Here is a 15,972-nt window from a genome sequence, read left to right as displayed (position 1 = left end):
GCAGATGGCTTCATCACAATTCGGCATTGCTATTCTAGTATTGAATCAGTTGGATATGACAAAGCAGTGCGTCCATTATATACGAGCCTATTCCAGCCAACATATACCGATCTTGATTATTGATAATGGCTCTAGCTTGGAATATAAGGCAGAACTTCAGGCTCTCGGCGATTACTATATCCGCAATGAAGTGAACATCGGGGTCATCCCTGCCATGAATCAAGCTTGGCAGGTGTTGGACACAACTTATATTATGTATCTCCATAATGATCTCCTTATTTTAGAGCCGCATTTTGATGTGAAGATCAACCGGGTGCTGGAACAGGTTTCTTTTGTCGGAGCTGCCGGCTTCGGCGGAGGGCATTCAATGGATTGCAGAGGATTCCGCACATCATTTACAAGCAACATGATCAATGCCGAAGTTCACGGAACACGCATGCTGCAGGATTACGTCCCTTCCGTTGTGCTGGATGGGATGTGCTTAATCATAAGAAAAGAGCTCATTCTTGAAATCGGAGGTATCGCGAATCAGTATCCGATTCACCACTATTATGATATGGATATTTGCCTTGAATCCATATATCGGGGATATAAAGTGCTCACGATCGGTGTTTACGTTCACCATGTCGGTTCACAAACTTCGTCACAATCAGATTATTCGGCATGGCTCGAACAGTTCGGACTGACTGAGATGTCATTGTATGGTCAAAACCAAATCATATTTCATCAGAAGTGGGGGCATAAGCAGGCACTTAGCGTCGATTCGCAATTTAATTATTATGATGCAAATGGGCCTATTGCAATGAAAATATAGTGAATAATGCCATTAACTAGTTTTGTATAATAAATCGGTAATTAAATAAAGAAGAATGAATTTCCAAATAATGATCGTTGTTAGGTTAATTCCTTTCTATTAGTCTGAAATAGAAGATAATAGAAAGGAGTTCCTTAACATGGTAAGAAAAATGAGGAAAAGCAAGCTGTTCACGACGCTCTCTGTAGTTGCGCTTCTGTCCGCCTCTCTGACATCGATTGGGTATGCAGACGGCTTGAAGCTCAAGCAAGGGGATCAGGGCCCGCAAGTATTGGAAGCAGAGCAGCTGCTTCACAAGCTTGGATGGTATGTGGAAGTGGACACGAAGTATGATCGCTACACCGTGCGGGCTGTGAAGAAATTTCAGCAAAAGCATGGTATCCGCGTGACCGGTGTCATCGACGATGCCACGATGAACCGTCTGAAGCAGAAGGGGGCGGCTTATGACAGTGCCAACGGCAAGCCTGTGCCAACTCCGCAGCCTTCCAAGCCTGCACCGGAGAAGCCGGTTGTCGTCCAACCGCCCGTAGTTAAGCCGCCGGTTGTCCAGACTCCAGTGGTTCAGCCTCCTGTCGTTAACCCTGCTCCGGTTACTCCAGGAAATACAGGCATCACATTGTCTGCCGAAGAGCAGCAAATGATTGAACTGATGAATCAAGAGCGAGCCAAGTCAGGCTTGCAGTCGGTGAAGCCGAATGCAAAGCTGATGGAGCTGGCCCGCCTGAAGGCGAAGGATATGGTCGATAACCATTACTTCTCCCATAACTCGCCGACTTACGGTTCTCCGTTCAAGATGATGCAGTCCGGGGGAGTCGCATACAAGAAAGCTGCTGAGAATATTGCCGGCAATCGCTCGGTTGCGGCGGCTCATCTTGCGCTCATGAATTCGGAAGGGCATCGCGCCAACATCATGACGAAGGAGTTCAATCAAGTGGGCATCGGAATTGTTCCGGGTGGTCCGTACGGCACGATGTACGTACAGATGTTCATACAGCAATAATAGAGCAAGCAATAGCCGCAGACGTCGAAGGACATCTGCGGCTTCGATGTTGACCGCTTACAGACCGGATTGCGCGATAATGTGTCTGGTCACTTCATTATAATGGCGGTAGATGTCTGAGTCGTCAGGCATTATGACACCAAGGCCGAATTGGCTGTGAACTCTGTGTAATTGCAAAGGCAGCTTCGATTCCGCCATGAAGTCCTCTACCGCGGTCAGTACACCGTTTCTCTCCCCATTTTCATACTCGGCGTTATGAACAGACGAGTTGTGACCGTCTTCCACCAGCTCATTGACACCGGGCAGGATGCCTTTTTGCGCACTGGGCTTCCGGAATTCGGCGGGAATGGATTCCGGGAAATAGTACATGTCTCTTCTCCCGTAAGGCCACTCCAAATCGTGCAAAAATACGATCGGAAACCGCTCCATCCGTTCTAAATGCTTTAGTTCATGATATACCGTAAACCAATTGTGATCCCCGTCCACAAACACGGCGTCGCACCGGTGGATATGCGGGAGGAGTTCCAGACTGAATCCCCGCAGCATTTCGAACTTATCCCCGAACTGCTGCTTCAATCGACCCACATCGAACTGGGGAGAAGGATCGATGGCGACGAGGCGTCCGCTGTCCGCTTCATTGACGTAGCTTAACAGGTTCATTGTGTTTAATCCTTGCGCGCAGCCGATTTCGACAATGTCGTTCGGCTTCGTCAATTGCAAGATCGGATGTATGACTTGATTCCAGAAATAAATCACTATCCTTACCTCCCATGGCAACCAGGTACATACTGGTTTACCGCTTGCCATCCTCCGTATCAATACTGAATATAGCTGTTTTGTCTCCACTCATTCAATTGATGCTGCAACAGTTGAATATTTTCCGGAGGAACTGCATTTCCTTTGATGCCTATGCCGATTACGGTATGCGGGAATATCTCCTCTCCTGCGTAATCTGTAATGACGGTATCGAACGGCTTCAATATGCTGGCAAATGCTTGCGGCGTAAAGCGCCAATAATCAGCCGGATAGTCATGAATCGGGAAATTCATTACCGAACTGATGATGGCAATCCCGTTTGGCTTCAATATGCGGTGGATTTCGGACAACGCGAGCCGCGGATCCTCCACATGTTCCAGCGTATCCAGTGAAATCACAAGTCCTGCCGTCTGGTCCGGCAGATCAATGTGATGAAGATCCAGAACGAGATCGACACCAACGCCTGGACGCATGTCGCATCCGACATACGTTTTGCCTGAGAAATAAGGACGGAGATCGGCAAAGCCTTCCTGACCTGCGACCTGAAAAGCGCCGAATTCGTATATCGGTTCCTCGTAAGGGAGAACTGCTGCGCAAATGGCAGCAAAATCTTTAATCATTTGTCTCATTTCTTCACTCCTTATTGCATTATGCCGTAACTAGCCCACATATGGTGTAGTGCCTGTATTCCGTTATTACTGTATTCAACAGAAGAAAGGAAGTTGTATAGTCGTTCGCGCAATTTATGTGCTCATGCTGATGCAGATGGAATTGAGAGCGGTAAAGCTGATTTCCTGCGCCAAAATAAAAGCGTTCACCGTCAAGGGCTTCGTCAGTTTGTCCATATCACATACGATTTGCAAATCTTTCATTTCTGTCCATCTGCCGCCCGGAGACAGCGTTAGAGGTTCAATCGATTCGATGTTATACTCTCCGCTCGCTTTGCCGGACCGAAACCAATTGTCATCGGTGAATTTCCATCCGGATTGCCTGCCGCCCTTTACATAGACGGCAAGCGTGTGGATCAATTGGGGAGACAGGATCTTTCCGCTTATCTCACATGCGCGCTCTGGAGAAACGGCTATCACGATGCGAGGATGTTCAATTGCCTGATGTCCTGTATTGCGGAACAGCACGTTCACGAACAAGGTCACGCGCTGCATGGTTACATCGATGTCGGCGGCAGATTGGAGCACACATTCGACCGACACGGAAGAAGGGGAGTGATTCATTGTCATCACCTCGCTGTTAGCGGATTTTTGTCATTTTGGATAGGAGATCGACCACTTTACTCTTGAAGCTGGATGCCCGGGTTGCATCTTCATATCGTGAAGGATAGTAAACATTGAACTGTACGGGATCAGGAGTGGATTGATGGATGGATTCCGCAGCATGATTATGGGTTTGCTCCAATTCCTGCTCTTTGTTTGTTTCCTTCATAGGCACAACTTCAGGCTGGAGAATGGGAGATTGCACCACCTTTGCAAGCAGCTTATCGGCCAATGTAGTAACTTGCAGCGCGCGGCGGATGTTCTTTTCCTCTTCAAGCACGGATAGCCGCTGCTCCAGACCTGATTTTCTCTGCTGCCAGTACTGTAGTGTTTGGTTCAGCTGTTCCCATTCTCCATGTAACTGATCGCGGCGCTTCATCAACGAATCGGCGGTGGAGAGCGCGTGGCGGGCAAAGCGCATGCTGTGCCCGAAATTTCTGGCAGCGCGGTATGATTCAACGCCCCAACCGCTCAACTGAAACAAGCTCCCGATATGATTGCCGTCAGACAGCCAATACGGTGCCGAACCGTTACGGGTCTCCAGAGCGGATATGATGCGCCATGCAACGGGATGGGCTGCGTGAACTGTATCAATACCTCCCCACACACCATGTGCGATATTGTAGTCAATGTGAGTAATGCTCCCCTCTGCGATCCAGAAAAAGCGGAGGCGTTCACGGTCCACGGCGCAGACCGCGCATTCCACGCGAGAAGGAGTTATGGCGATGCTGCCTTCTGCCACCTTGGCCGATTCCGATCCTTCAGCAGCCGAGTAGAAATGAAAGGAGAGCTTTCCATGCGGAAAATGAATAAGAAGCACATGCAGGTTGTCGTTCCAATCAGGTGAGACCTGAATGAAGACAGGCCCATGCGCATCCGTATGCGGCAATGTGAACATGCCGTCAAGCAAGCGCCACGTTCCCGCAGCCTGATGGAAGCGCCAAATACCGACTTGCTGCTTCCGTTCATGCTGCACCACGCCGCCAGCCAGCCATATCGAGTCCCCGTCCGTTACCAGCTGAATCGAGCGGACAGGCAGCTCTGTAACGATGGGTTCGGGCTTCGACCAATGGACGCCGGACAGCACGGAATGATCGATGCGGTCGGGGAATCGAAGCGCGAGATGCAGCTGGTTGGCGCAGCATGTGATCTTCAGATCGGCCAGAGCTGTGAAATCGCCGTCCAGTTTGCATTTGATCACTGTGCTGTCGTGAGGCGCAATCCGGGCATGAACGAGCTGTTGAAAGCAATCCGCGTACACGATATGAATATACTGCTTATCGTCCTGACAGATGTCATAAAGACGGTCTGCATATTCAAGCACAAATTGCTCCCGGTACTCTTTCCATACATGCTCCAACGTCTCTATGACGAGCCCGCGGTCCGCAGGCTTAACGATAAACATATGATAGTCGTTCGCCACCAAATATCGCCGTTCCATTTTCAACCGCCTCCTACCTGCAGGTCATCCCTTGATATCATTTTATTCAGCGTGTGAACAGAATAGGATGGATTGCGGCTATCCTTGCATTTAGATTCAGTGATAAAGCGCCCGCCACGGGTAAATGCACAGGCAAAGCAGGGGCTGTGCTAATACACTGGATCCAAATGACCGTATCATCCGCAGTGTGTTGGAGGGATCGATATTGAACATCATCCAAAAGTTACACCAGATGTTCGAATTGGAAGAGGAAGCATATGTTACGGAATTGTACAGACAACTGTTGAATAAAGAGCCGAAGATTATCGGCGTGAGCCACTTTACAGGGCTGCTTCATTCCGGGCATACGAAATTATCGATTGCGGTCAGCTTCTTGCGCAGCAGGGAATTAAAGCAAATATACGCCAAGGAAGGCGCAGGCGGCCTGCAGGGTGTCACTCCCCGCATTTATCACCGCATCTATTCCTTGCTTACCATCGATTCCGCTTCCTTCATTCCAGAACTGTACGCGGAGCTGCTGTGCCGGGAAGTGGAGCATGAGGCGTTGCAACATTATGCAAGCTTACTGCGCAACGGCAGGTCACGTCTTTCGATAATTTTGGGTGTGCTTGTGTCGCCGGAGTGCCAGCTGCTGCTGTCTTCACCGCAAATGCCTAGATTGAACGGACCGCTCGAATTCGGCGAGTTCGAAATCGATGAGGATACGCCGAAGAAGGCTGGAAGCCGTTATCCCGCTGCGCTGCCACTGCGCCGCAAAGTCTCTGTCGTCATCTTGACATGGAACGGTCTAGAGCATACGAAGCAATGCATTTCATCTCTTGCCCGCCTGGCGGATAACGATCTGGTCGACGTCGTGGTCCTCGATAACGGCAGCACGGATGAGACTGTGCCCTATTTGCGGGAAATTCAGTGGGTGAAGCTGATTGAACATGGACGGAACAGCGGATTTACGGCTGGAAATAATTTAGCGATTGCGCAATGTGATCCGGACAGTGACATTGTGCTGCTGAACAACGATATTGTGGTGGAGCATGCTGATTGGATCGAGAGGCTGCAGGAGACGGCTTATTCAGCGCCGGACATTGGAATTGTCGGCTGCAGATTGCGGGGTGACGATGCTAAGCTGCAGCACGCAGGAACGTATATCTTCGCGGAAACATGCTGGGGCCAGCAGCTTGGCGGGCTGGAAACGGACATCAATCAGTATGAAGGCGTACGGGATGTGCAAGGAGTTGTATTTGCGTGCGCCTATTTGAAGCGGGAAATGCTCCATGCGATCGGAACATTGGATCTCGATTATTTTGCTTATTTTGAGGATACTGATTTTTGCCTTAGAGCAATTGCAGACGGCTACCGGGTCGTATATGACGGACGGGTAACGCTCATTCATTCGCAAAATACGACGACCAAAGTGAACAACGTTGATTTCAATCAATTGTTCATGCAGTCGCAGAGCATATTCCGTGATAAATGGGCCAACTATTTGGAGGAGCAGTACACTCATAAGCTGAACTGGCATTCCATTGCGAATTTATCAAGCGGTTATGCCAACTCTTCAAGAAATATGATGACAGCACTCGACGATCTTCGCGTAAAAATGCATTACCGGTACGTCTATGGTCCGGGAACGCCGTTCCAGACGGTGGAGCCGCAGATGAGCGACGACTACCGTATCAATGTGTTCAGCATGCGCAAAAGAGATACGTCCGCTCCGGAAGTCGTCTATGGTCAAGGAGACGTTTTCTTTAAAAATGAAGGCAAATACAAAGTCGGCTATACGATGCTGGAGGTCGACGGATTGCCGGAGGAATGGGTGCGGCAGTGCAATAGAATGGATGAAGTGTGGGTTCCGTCCGCCTTTAACGTCGAGACGTTCCGTAATAGCGGCGTCAGCGTGCCGATCCATATCGTGCCGTTAGGCATCGATCCGAATTATTTCAATCCGGGGATACAAGCATTTCGCTTTTCAGAGAAATACACGTTTTTGAGCGTGTTTGAATGGGGGGAACGAAAAGCGCCGGCAGAAATGCTGTGCACGTTTGCCAATGAATTCGCTCATGACGATGTGCTGCTTGTCTGCAAAATAACGAATAAAGATCCAGACATCGATGTGCGTGCGGAAATTCGAAAATTGAATTTAAAACATGTCGAATCCAAAATATTGATTGTCTATAACCAGACGATTCCTGCTTATTTGCTCGGCAGCCTGTACCGTTCCGCTGATTGTTTCGTATTGCCGACCAGAGGAGAAGGCTGGGGAATGCCGCTGTTGGAGGCGATGGCGTGCGGCATCCCGGTGATCGCGACCGATTGGAGCGCACAGCGGGACTTCCTGAACGAGCAGACGGGATTCCCGATCCGTGTAAAACGGTTAGTTCCGGCAGTAGCTAAATGCCCATATTATACCAACTTCCAATGGGCGGAGCCTGACTATGAGCATTTGGCACATCACATGCGCTATGTATACGACAACCGGGAGGCGGTTAAAGAGCGCAGTCAGGTCATCGCACAGCAGGTGCTGTCGCAATGGACATGGACGAATGCCGCCAAGCGAATTGCGGATCGCTTGCAGCCTATATAAGGTGCGTGATAAAAAGGACTTTTTGAACTACCTCTAAAAAGGAGTGGTCAGGAAATGCGTTACATCGTGGGAATTCCGTACGTCAACCGCCGGGATTTGTTATATCGAGCCATTGATAGTATCCGTCCGTATTGGGGGCATATATTCGTGCTCGATAATTCGGCGGAGCGCGAGTTGAAGCACGATACCGGCCTGTCACGGAGCGTGACCGTATACGAACCTCCCGTCCCGCTCACATTTACCCAATCTATGAACTGGTTCCAACGGGTGGCTGCCGAACGCGAAGCCGATGCGGTATTTTACATGCATACCGACGCTGAAGCGCATCCGGGCACGCCGGAGGCGTTTCTTGGAGTGCTGGAGGAGCTGCAGAGCAGCGGACGCAAGTGGGGGCTTGCCTTGACGAATTTCGACGCGCTGGCTGCTTACAACATGGAGGCCGTGCGGGCCGCGGGACCTTGGGATACGATATTCAGCAGTTATTTCGCGGATATCGATTATCACCGCAGACTAAGACTGGCGGGCTACGACGAAGTGTTTACAGGACTGCCGGTAGAGCATCACGGAAGCTCCACCAGAAAGTCGGATTCGCGCTTCAACTTTATCGTCGATACGACGTGGCCGCTCTATGAACGGTATTACGAGCTGAAGTGGGGCGGCAAGATGGCGCAGGAAACATATATGACGCCGTTCAATATGCCTTAGGGAAGGGGGGATTTTATGCGCTTGTCCGACATCAAACGGACTTATAACGCCGTTTACAGCCTCGGCTCGAATTGTTATCCATCCCAGCGCATGGAGCGATATGGGCTGCGGCCCTATAGTGGCGTTATTGATTGGATGTACTCCAACTCTGTTCCGGGTTTGTGCACGCTGCTGCGCAATCGGTTCGCTCATTTTATGCATCCCGCCAATATTGTGGTGGAGGGGACGGAATTCAACGGACATAACTTCTCGGTGCGCGATTGCATTTACGGCATGCAGTCGGTGCATGATTTCTTGTGTTCAGACGGAGTAGAGGGGATTCCTGTGAAATATCCGGATTTTCAAGCAACGCTGCAGCGCCGCATAACCCGCTTTCTCGACAAAGTGGAGCGGTGCGAGTGGATTTTTTTCTTTCGGCTGAATGCTTCCTATGAAGAAACGGTCGAATTGGAGGCTGCTTTAGCTTCCATCGTCAAGCATCAGTTTATCCTCTTGGTCGTTAATCCCGGATCCGCCTATCAGATTGTGGAAAGCGGGTGGCCGTTAGCGCATACCTGCGCCTTGGAAATTCCCGCCGAATGGGATGCTCAGAGCGATGAATTATGGAATGCAGTGTTTGCGGGAATCGAATACCAGGCCGATTGAAGACTGCGCTACCGTGCTGCGGACTTCCATTCCCGGCAGTCTACCCAGCGAGTAATGCTTAGTCCATGCTGCAAGGCGAGCTGGCCCTCCACGGCGAATACGTGGTGAGGGGTCACGGAATGGCGCCGTCTCAAGTATGGCGTCGGCGCCACATTCATGCAGCATGGGTACATATGATTCGGATTGCATGACGCAGCCTATGGAATAGACAACGCATTCCCCTCCAAAAATTACAAACTTTCAATGAGCCTGTATATGCTTGCCGTGGCAGAATCATCCAGATTTCATATATATATAACGTTTCAACAACTCAGGAAGAAACGACACAACGATTTTGATGGTTTGGAGGTTATGACCGGTGCTCAATCCGCTTCTGCCCATGGTAAGCATTGTTACGCCTTCCTTTAACCAAGCGGCCTTTATCCGCGAGACAATAGAAAGCGTATTGTCACAATCGTATCCGAATATCGAGCATATCGTGATCGACGGCGGCTCAAGCGACGTAACCGTTGCTATATTGCAAGAGTACAGCCAGCGCTGCGGACACCGCTTCCGCTATGTGTCGGAACCGGACAGAGGGCAATCCCATGCGATTAACAAAGGACTGCGACTGGCGCAAGGCCAAATTATCGGATGGCTGAATTCAGATGATACGTATTTGCCGGGAGCGGTTGATAAGGCGGTGGATGCTCTGCAGGCTCATCCCCATTGGGGGATGGTATACGGCAGAGGAAACTATACCGACGAATCCAATCGTTTCTTGAAGCCCTATCACGTGGAGCCCTATCAATCGCTGCGCTTATTCGAATGCTGTATCGTATGCCAACCGGCATCGTTTGTGCGCAAAGACGTGTATGACAGCCTGGGAGGCATTGACGAACAGTTGCAGTTCTGCATGGATTATGACTTGTGGATGCGTATTTCCAAGCATCATCCAATCGGATATATAGAAGAGCTGCTGGCGAATTCGCGCATGCATTCCTCGTGCAAGACGGTCGTCGGCTACACGGAGATCGGTTTGCCGGAAATATTGGCGGCAAGCGTGAAAAATTACGGCACCGTATCGAACAATTATTTGAGCCAGCTTATTATTCATTTTTTCAAGAACGGTCTGCTGTGGTGGGCTGAACTCGTCAAAAAATATCCGCTCTTCGGGCATTATCCACGCATTGCCGACACCAACGGATATGAGGATGGATGGGCTCCCCCCCACTACCGCGCAACTATAGAAACGACACCGGATCAACCGTGCAAACGGCTTATCTGCCATGGAACGTATCAACGTATAAACGGGGATTTGCATCTTACGGTCCATGTGAACGGCATCCCGGTGAAGCGGGTGACTGTCGTGGACGGAAGCTTCTATATCGATTTGCGGATCGATGCGGTTAGCACGAGAACGGTAATAGACATTAGCGCCGACCAGCACTTCGTGCCTGCTGCTCGAGGCGGAAGCGACGATTTACGCCAGTTGAGCTTTAGAGTTAATCTCATTGCTCCGCTGTCGCAGCAGGAATATGAATTTATCCATCATTTGAAAAAGGGAGCGGATGTAGCGAATAGATGGGTGCTGGCGAATCGGCGTCCCGTTCCAATGCTATAAGAGGATGTTCATGCATACCCGGTAAAAGGATGTGAATGTCAGATGAATCTTGCGCAAAAGAGGATAGCGGTGACTGGCGGATCAGGATTCCTGGGCAAACATGTCGTCCGCAAACTAGAGGAGTACGGATGCAGATCCGTCTTTGTTCCGCGCAGCGCCTGCTACGATTTGCGGAAGGGGCAGGACATTGTTCAAATGTTGAACGATTGTGCGCCTGATATCATCATTCATTTGGCTGCCGTTGTTGGGGGGATTGGCGCTAATCAGAAAAATCCCGGCAAGTTTTTTTACGACAACCTTATTATGGGAACGCAGCTTATCGAGCAATCGCGTCTGTTCCAGGTAGAGAAGTTTGTCGCGATCGGGACGATTTGCTCCTATCCGAAGCATACGCCCGCTCCGTTCCAGGAAAGCGAACTGTGGAACGGGTATCCGGAAGAAACGAATGCCCCTTACGGGTTGGCCAAGAAGATGATGCTGGTGCAGTCGCATGCCTACCGCGAACAATACGGTTTCGATTCCATTTATTTGCTTCCCGTCAACCTGTATGGACCGGGAGATCATTTCGATTTGGAAACATCCCACGTCATTCCGGCCATTATCCGCAAATGCGTGGATGCAATGGAGCGAGGACAAGAGAGTATCACGCTCTGGGGAACAGGCACAGTGACACGCGAGTTCATTTACGTCGAGGATGCCGCGGAAGCGATTGTGAAGGCAACGGCGTTATATAGCGGTCCGGACCCGGTAAATATCGGTACCGGCCGGGAAATTACGATTAGCGGACTCGCCGCGCTCATTCAATCCTTGACCGGTTATAACGGAACGATCGTCTGGGATGCAGATAAGCCAGACGGACAGCCGCGGAGGCTGCTCGATGTCGGGCGGGCGAAGCAAGCCTTCGGATTTGAAGCGGCAACCGACTTGGCGAGCGGCTTGGAGCGTACGATTGAGTGGTATCGGGAACAAAGATTCAAAGGGAAACTCAGTTAAAGAGGTTGTTCAAAAAGTTTTGCGGAGCAAAACTCGCTTCGTAAGCAGACGCTTCGAGTTCTTGCAACCTTCTCGGTGCTGAAAACCGACCTTTTTGAACACGCGCTTAAAGAATTTATATGCGAGATTGGATTGGGAAGAGGGGAGGGGAAATGGTGAGTGATCAGTCCTTCTGGAAAGGCAAAAACGTATTCGTGACCGGTCATACGGGATTTAAAGGCTCGTGGCTGTGCCTGTGGCTGCACAGTCTCGGCGCACGTGTTACCGGGTATGCGCTTCAGCCGCCAACGGATCCCAGTTTATTTGCTTGCTGCGGCATCGGATCTCTTGTCCACTCTGTAATCGGAGACGTGCGGGCGCGGGAGTCATTGACCCAAGCTCTTGCGGAGGCCCAGCCGGACATTGTCATTCATATGGCGGCCCAGCCGCTGGTCCGTGCCTCCTATGTTCATCCGGCAGAAACATATGAAGTCAATGTTCTGGGGACGGTCAATGTGCTGGAAGCAGTGCGCGCAGCTGTTCATCAAGGAATACCGGTAAGAGCGTGCATCAATGTCACATCCGACAAGTGCTACGACAACCGCGAATGGATCTGGGGTTACCGCGAGCAAGACCGATTGGGAGGATACGACCCGTATTCGAACAGCAAGGCGTGCAGCGAGCTCGTGACCGCAGCATATCGCAATTCTTTCTTTCATCCGGATCGATATGGCTCGCATGGCGTTGCCGTGGCGTCGGCCCGGGCGGGCAACGTCATCGGCGGGGGAGATTTCGCCGAGGATCGGCTCGTGCCCGATATTGTGCGCGCTCTGTTGCGACGTGAGACGATCCGGCTCCGCAGACCGCATTCCGTCCGCCCGTGGCAGCATGTATTGGAACCGCTCGGCGGATATCTGCTGCTCGCGCAAAAACTGTACGAGCATGGAGCGGCATATGCCGGGGGCTGGAACTTCGGTCCTGACGACAGCGGCGCCGAGACGGTGCTGGCGATCACCGAATCGCTGTGCGCGGCATGGGGGAGCGATACACCGATTATAATCGAAGGCGAAGACGATGTTCACGAAGCGAACATATTGAAATTAGATTGTTCCAAAGCGAAGGCGGAGCTCGGATGGCATCCGAAATGGACTGTAAAGCAAGCCATTCAGCATATTGCGGACTGGGTGCGCGCTTATGAAGCCGGCTGCGACATACAGCAGGTCTGCCTGCGGCAGATTGCCTTATACGGCGGCATATAGCGTACAGGCTCGCCCTTCACGAAAAGGGGGAAGTAAAGAAATGAAAGTCGTTATATTGGCTGGCGGTTACGGCACACGGATTAGCGAAGAGTCCCATGTCAGACCGAAACCGATGATTGAGATAGGCGATCGGCCCATCCTTACCCATATTATGTCCATCTACTCGCGGTACGGGTATCATGATTTCATTCTTTGCCTCGGGTACAAAGGCTATATGATTAAGGAATATTTTGCAAATTATTATTTGCATCGCTCGGATGTGACCTTTGATTTCAGCAATCAGAATCAGATGATTATTCATCAACACAATGCCGAGCCTTGGCGGGTGACACTGGTGGATACCGGGCCGGATACGATGACGGGCGGAAGACTGAAGCGCGTCCAGCCGTACATTGGGGATGAACCGTTCATGTTGACCTACGGAGACGGCTTGGCGAATATCAACATTGCTAAGCTTGTCGAGTTCCACCGCTCTCACGGGAAAATGGCGACTGTAACCGCAACTCTGCCTGGCGGGCGCTTTGGCGCATTGCAAATACAAGATAATCAGGTGACTGGATTTCAGGAGAAGCCGCAGGGAGAGGGAGGATGGATCAATGCCGGATTTTTCGTTATGGATCCCGGAGTCTTCCCATATATTCACGGAGATGAGACTGTGTTGGAGCAAGAACCGTTGGAGCGATTGGCTCATGACGGCGAACTGATGGCGTTTCCGCTTACCGGCTTCTGGCATCCGATGGACACATTGCGTGACAAGAAGCATCTCGAGCAGTTGTGGAATACGGGGAACGCGCCATGGGGCGAATAGAACCGGAAAGCAAGGCTGAACATGCGTTGCGAGTGCTCGTTACGGGCGCGACGGGGTTCTTGGGCAGCTACATCGTCAAGGCGCTGCTGCGCGACGGTCATCATGTCATCGCGCTGAAACGCAGCTTCTCTGACTGCCGCCGCATCAGCGGGGTGCTGCCTGACATCGCAACGGCGGACTTGGATGGGGCGGAACTGGAGGCGATTGTTGCGCAGCATGCCCCGATTGACGCCGTCGTTCATGCGGCAACCCTGTACGGACGCGATGAGGCGCCGTTCAGTTCATTAATGGAGGCGAATGTCTCATTTCCGCTGCGGTTGCTGGAGACGGCCGTAAGTAATGGCGCCAAGCTGTTTCTCAACACGGATACGTTCATCAACCGCGAGCCGTTGGACTATAAATATTTAATTGGCTATACGTTATCCAAGAAGCACTTTGCCGAATGGGGCAGAGAGGCGGCGCTTAAGGGCGCCGTCCGCTTCATCAACGTCAAGCTGGAGCATGTGTACGGACCGCTTGATAATGACGATAAATTTACTAGCTACGTCGTTCGGAGCTGCGTCGCGAACGTGCCGGAATTGAAGCTGACACCGGGGTTGCAAGCGCGTGATTTTATCTATGTGGCGGATGTGGCCGATGCTTATGCGCTATTGCTGAGGCGCAGCGCAGCACATGATTCCGAGCCGTTCCGGCAATATGACCTCGGCACCGGAAGGGCGATCGAGGTTCGGGAATTCGTGCGGCATGTCCACCGCTTGGCCCGATCGCAGACCTTGCTCCAGTTCGGGGCGCTTCCGTACCGGGAGCATGAAATGATGCACTCGCAGGCGGACATTGAACCGCTCACCGCTCTGGGATGGTCGAGCAGAGTCGGGTTGCAGGAGGGAATTCAAGCGATGATTGACGAAGCAGCTTATAGCCATTGATGAGGAAAGCCCCAGCCTGACCATGTCAGGCTGGGGCTATTTTGGCATATCTTTCAAATGAAAACAGGTTGTCGGGCTTCCGTACCATGGCTCTTAGCGCCATTCTCCCATTTAGTCAGAAAGGATAACGGCGGGGAGCAGAAACACATGCCCTTTCATATAGATACCGTACCATGAAGCGGTTGATTTGGTAGCGGAAGTTAACCATAGTCATTCTATGGCTTGCCGCCTCCTGAAAGAGGGGGAGAATGAAGCAAAAGAATGAATGAAGCGTACCCCCTCAGTTCTGAACGCATCACTGCACGAACGGAACACGCGGTCGCTCATCTTCAAAAGGCCTCGATAGTGGCTTTTGCATGATCCGAAGTTACCCAAGTCCGTGCGCCATAGTGGAAATAGAACGTTTCATTTCTCCCGGATGGCAGATGCGGCGTGTGGAAATGGGGCATATAGATTTTGGCGCCTCCTTGGAAATGCAAGCTGTTTATGCGCAGAAACCGATGTTCCGCGAGAAGATTGCCGTATAAGATGCCGCCGCACCAATATATCTTTTTGAAGCCGCCTTGCATTTCAAATCCGCTGCAATGGTGAAGATTGTAGTCGTATAGACCATCTTGATGGAAGCCGTACGTTCTTGTGTTCCCTAGCATATGGTTGTAAAACAGATCGAAGACGATCATGTCGGAAACGGCGGGGTGGCCAAGCTGCTTTGTATGATGGCGCAAATGAGCAAAGCTGTCCGGATCGGCAAACGCGCGCATCATCATATCGCACAATTGCCTCAGCGGGTGAATATGAATGTAGGTCGTCCAGCACAGCTCGAACGGATGACGGCGAAGATGACTGTTCCGCATATCTGCATACAGCATCACATCGGAATCCAAATAATATCCTTCTGTAATCCCGTGCCGGCTCATATAATCCCGCAGTACAAACCAACGTTGGAAACAAAACAGATTATATTCTCGAGTGTTCGGACTGTCGTGTTTATATACGTTCGAAAAATGGGCGGCGCCGGCAAAATAATCGCCGAGGAACGCATGGCGGATATGCGGACCGCCATGGCCCCGGTTCGCCGGCTTGCCGATAAGAATGACCTCTGCATGTGGATTGCTGCATCTCGCTTGCTGCAAGCTGGTTGATAAATAGGGCTCATTGCCTCGGTGTATGAAAAAAACGGGAGCAGACATG

Annotated in this window: 15 protein-coding genes; 10 read left to right on the top strand and 5 right to left on the bottom strand. The window is 51.2% G+C overall.

The genetic code is table 11. The features are described 5' to 3' along the window. Positions 1 to 4: 4 nt before the first annotated feature. Positions 5 to 814 (top strand): glycosyltransferase family 2 protein, encoded by an 810-nt coding sequence (locus A372_RS0113750; protein WP_019421439.1) that lies wholly within the window; start codon positions 5 to 7, stop codon positions 812 to 814. 139 nt (positions 815 to 953) lie between these two features. Further along, positions 954 to 1,814 (top strand): CAP domain-containing protein, encoded by an 861-nt coding sequence (locus A372_RS35480; protein WP_019421438.1) that lies wholly within the window; start codon positions 954 to 956, stop codon positions 1,812 to 1,814. A 57-nt stretch (positions 1,815 to 1,871) separates the two neighbouring features. Here A372_RS35480 and A372_RS0113740 read toward each other — a convergent pair whose 3' ends face one another. From A372_RS0113740 to A372_RS0113725, 4 genes are all read right to left on the bottom strand, one after another. Next, entirely contained in the window at positions 1,872 to 2,570 is a 699-nt protein-coding gene (locus A372_RS0113740; RefSeq protein ID WP_019421437.1) for a class I SAM-dependent methyltransferase, read from the bottom strand. A gap of 59 nt (positions 2,571 to 2,629) precedes the next feature. Next, positions 2,630 to 3,199 carry a class I SAM-dependent methyltransferase gene (locus tag A372_RS0113735; protein ID WP_019421436.1) on the bottom strand — a complete coding sequence of 190 codons (570 nt, stop codon included), beginning with the start codon at positions 3,197 to 3,199 and terminating at the stop codon, positions 2,630 to 2,632. Positions 3,200 to 3,313: 114 nt separating this feature from the next. Then, positions 3,314 to 3,802 (bottom strand): hypothetical protein, encoded by a 489-nt coding sequence (locus A372_RS0113730; protein ID WP_019421435.1) that lies wholly within the window; start codon positions 3,800 to 3,802, stop codon positions 3,314 to 3,316. A gap of 16 nt (positions 3,803 to 3,818) precedes the next feature. Continuing rightward, complete coding sequence (locus tag A372_RS0113725; RefSeq protein ID WP_019421434.1) at positions 3,819 to 5,282, bottom strand: hypothetical protein; 1,464 nt, start codon at positions 5,280 to 5,282, stop codon at positions 3,819 to 3,821. Positions 5,283 to 5,487: 205 nt separating this feature from the next. On the opposite strand from A372_RS0113725, the gene A372_RS0113720 reads away from it, so the two are divergent. The 8 genes from A372_RS0113720 to A372_RS0113685 all read left to right on the top strand — a co-directional run bounded on the left by A372_RS0113720 (position 5,488) and on the right by A372_RS0113685 (position 14,781). Continuing rightward, positions 5,488 to 7,863, top strand: a complete 2,376-nt coding sequence (locus A372_RS0113720) for a glycosyltransferase (RefSeq protein WP_019421433.1) — start codon at positions 5,488 to 5,490, stop codon at positions 7,861 to 7,863. A gap of 54 nt (positions 7,864 to 7,917) precedes the next feature. Then, complete coding sequence (locus tag A372_RS0113715) at positions 7,918 to 8,568, top strand: glycosyltransferase family 2 protein (protein WP_019421432.1); 651 nt, start codon at positions 7,918 to 7,920, stop codon at positions 8,566 to 8,568. A 15-nt stretch (positions 8,569 to 8,583) separates the two neighbouring features. Then, positions 8,584 to 9,213, top strand: a complete 630-nt coding sequence (locus A372_RS0113710) for a DUF1796 family putative cysteine peptidase (RefSeq protein ID WP_019421431.1) — start codon at positions 8,584 to 8,586, stop codon at positions 9,211 to 9,213. A 358-nt stretch (positions 9,214 to 9,571) separates the two neighbouring features. Continuing rightward, positions 9,572 to 10,816 carry a glycosyltransferase family 2 protein gene (locus A372_RS0113705; RefSeq protein WP_019421430.1) on the top strand — a complete coding sequence of 415 codons (1,245 nt, stop codon included), beginning with the start codon at positions 9,572 to 9,574 and terminating at the stop codon, positions 10,814 to 10,816. Positions 10,817 to 10,858: 42 nt separating this feature from the next. Then, entirely contained in the window at positions 10,859 to 11,809 is a 951-nt protein-coding gene (locus A372_RS0113700; protein WP_019421429.1) for a GDP-L-fucose synthase family protein, read from the top strand. A gap of 152 nt (positions 11,810 to 11,961) precedes the next feature. Beyond that, complete coding sequence (gene rfbG, locus A372_RS0113695) at positions 11,962 to 13,047, top strand: CDP-glucose 4,6-dehydratase (protein WP_019421428.1); 1,086 nt, start codon at positions 11,962 to 11,964, stop codon at positions 13,045 to 13,047. 40 nt (positions 13,048 to 13,087) lie between these two features. After that, positions 13,088 to 13,855 carry a glucose-1-phosphate cytidylyltransferase gene (rfbF, locus tag A372_RS0113690; RefSeq protein ID WP_019421427.1) on the top strand — a complete coding sequence of 256 codons (768 nt, stop codon included), beginning with the start codon at positions 13,088 to 13,090 and terminating at the stop codon, positions 13,853 to 13,855. Next, positions 13,843 to 14,781, top strand: a complete 939-nt coding sequence (locus A372_RS0113685; protein ID WP_019421426.1) for an NAD-dependent epimerase/dehydratase family protein — start codon at positions 13,843 to 13,845, stop codon at positions 14,779 to 14,781. The genes rfbF and A372_RS0113685 overlap by 13 nt, the downstream gene beginning before the upstream one ends. 329 nt (positions 14,782 to 15,110) lie before the next feature. On the opposite strand, the gene A372_RS0113680 is transcribed toward A372_RS0113685, so the two are convergent. Then, positions 15,111 to 15,971: a hypothetical protein gene (locus tag A372_RS0113680; RefSeq protein WP_019421425.1), complete on the bottom strand. Its 861-nt coding sequence runs from the start codon at positions 15,969 to 15,971 to the stop codon at positions 15,111 to 15,113. Between the last annotated feature and the right edge of the window lies 1 nt (position 15,972).

It is taken from the genome of Paenibacillus sp. OSY-SE, assembly GCF_000283315.1.
Lineage (GTDB): Bacteria > Bacillota > Bacilli > Paenibacillales > Paenibacillaceae > Paenibacillus_B > Paenibacillus_B profundus.
Note: the sequence above shows the minus strand (reverse complement) of the source record. Positions and strands in the feature narration are given on the sequence as shown.

Bases quoted from the DNA above. Each gene is read 5' to 3' on its own strand.
- A372_RS0113700 (WP_019421429.1), top strand. From the start codon at position 10,859: ATGAATCTTGCGCAAAAGAGGATAGCGGTGACTGGCGGATCAGGATTC.
- A372_RS0113725 (WP_019421434.1), bottom strand. From the start codon at position 5,282: ATGGAACGGCGATATTTGGTGGCGAACGACTATCATATGTTTATCGTT.
- A372_RS0113715 (WP_019421432.1), top strand. From the start codon at position 7,918: ATGCGTTACATCGTGGGAATTCCGTACGTCAACCGCCGGGATTTGTTA.
- A372_RS0113680 (WP_019421425.1), bottom strand. From the start codon at position 15,971: ATGTCTGCTCCCGTTTTTTTCATACACCGAGGCAATGAGCCCTATTTA.
- A372_RS0113750 (WP_019421439.1), top strand. From the start codon at position 5: ATGGCTTCATCACAATTCGGCATTGCTATTCTAGTATTGAATCAGTTG.
- A372_RS0113685 (WP_019421426.1), top strand. From the start codon at position 13,843: ATGGGGCGAATAGAACCGGAAAGCAAGGCTGAACATGCGTTGCGAGTG.
- A372_RS0113710 (WP_019421431.1), top strand. From the start codon at position 8,584: ATGCGCTTGTCCGACATCAAACGGACTTATAACGCCGTTTACAGCCTC.
- A372_RS0113730 (WP_019421435.1), bottom strand. From the start codon at position 3,802: ATGAATCACTCCCCTTCTTCCGTGTCGGTCGAATGTGTGCTCCAATCT.
- rfbF (WP_019421427.1), top strand. From the start codon at position 13,088: ATGAAAGTCGTTATATTGGCTGGCGGTTACGGCACACGGATTAGCGAA.
- A372_RS0113735 (WP_019421436.1), bottom strand. From the start codon at position 3,199: ATGAGACAAATGATTAAAGATTTTGCTGCCATTTGCGCAGCAGTTCTC.
- A372_RS35480 (WP_019421438.1), top strand. From the start codon at position 954: ATGGTAAGAAAAATGAGGAAAAGCAAGCTGTTCACGACGCTCTCTGTA.
- rfbG (WP_019421428.1), top strand. From the start codon at position 11,962: ATGGTGAGTGATCAGTCCTTCTGGAAAGGCAAAAACGTATTCGTGACC.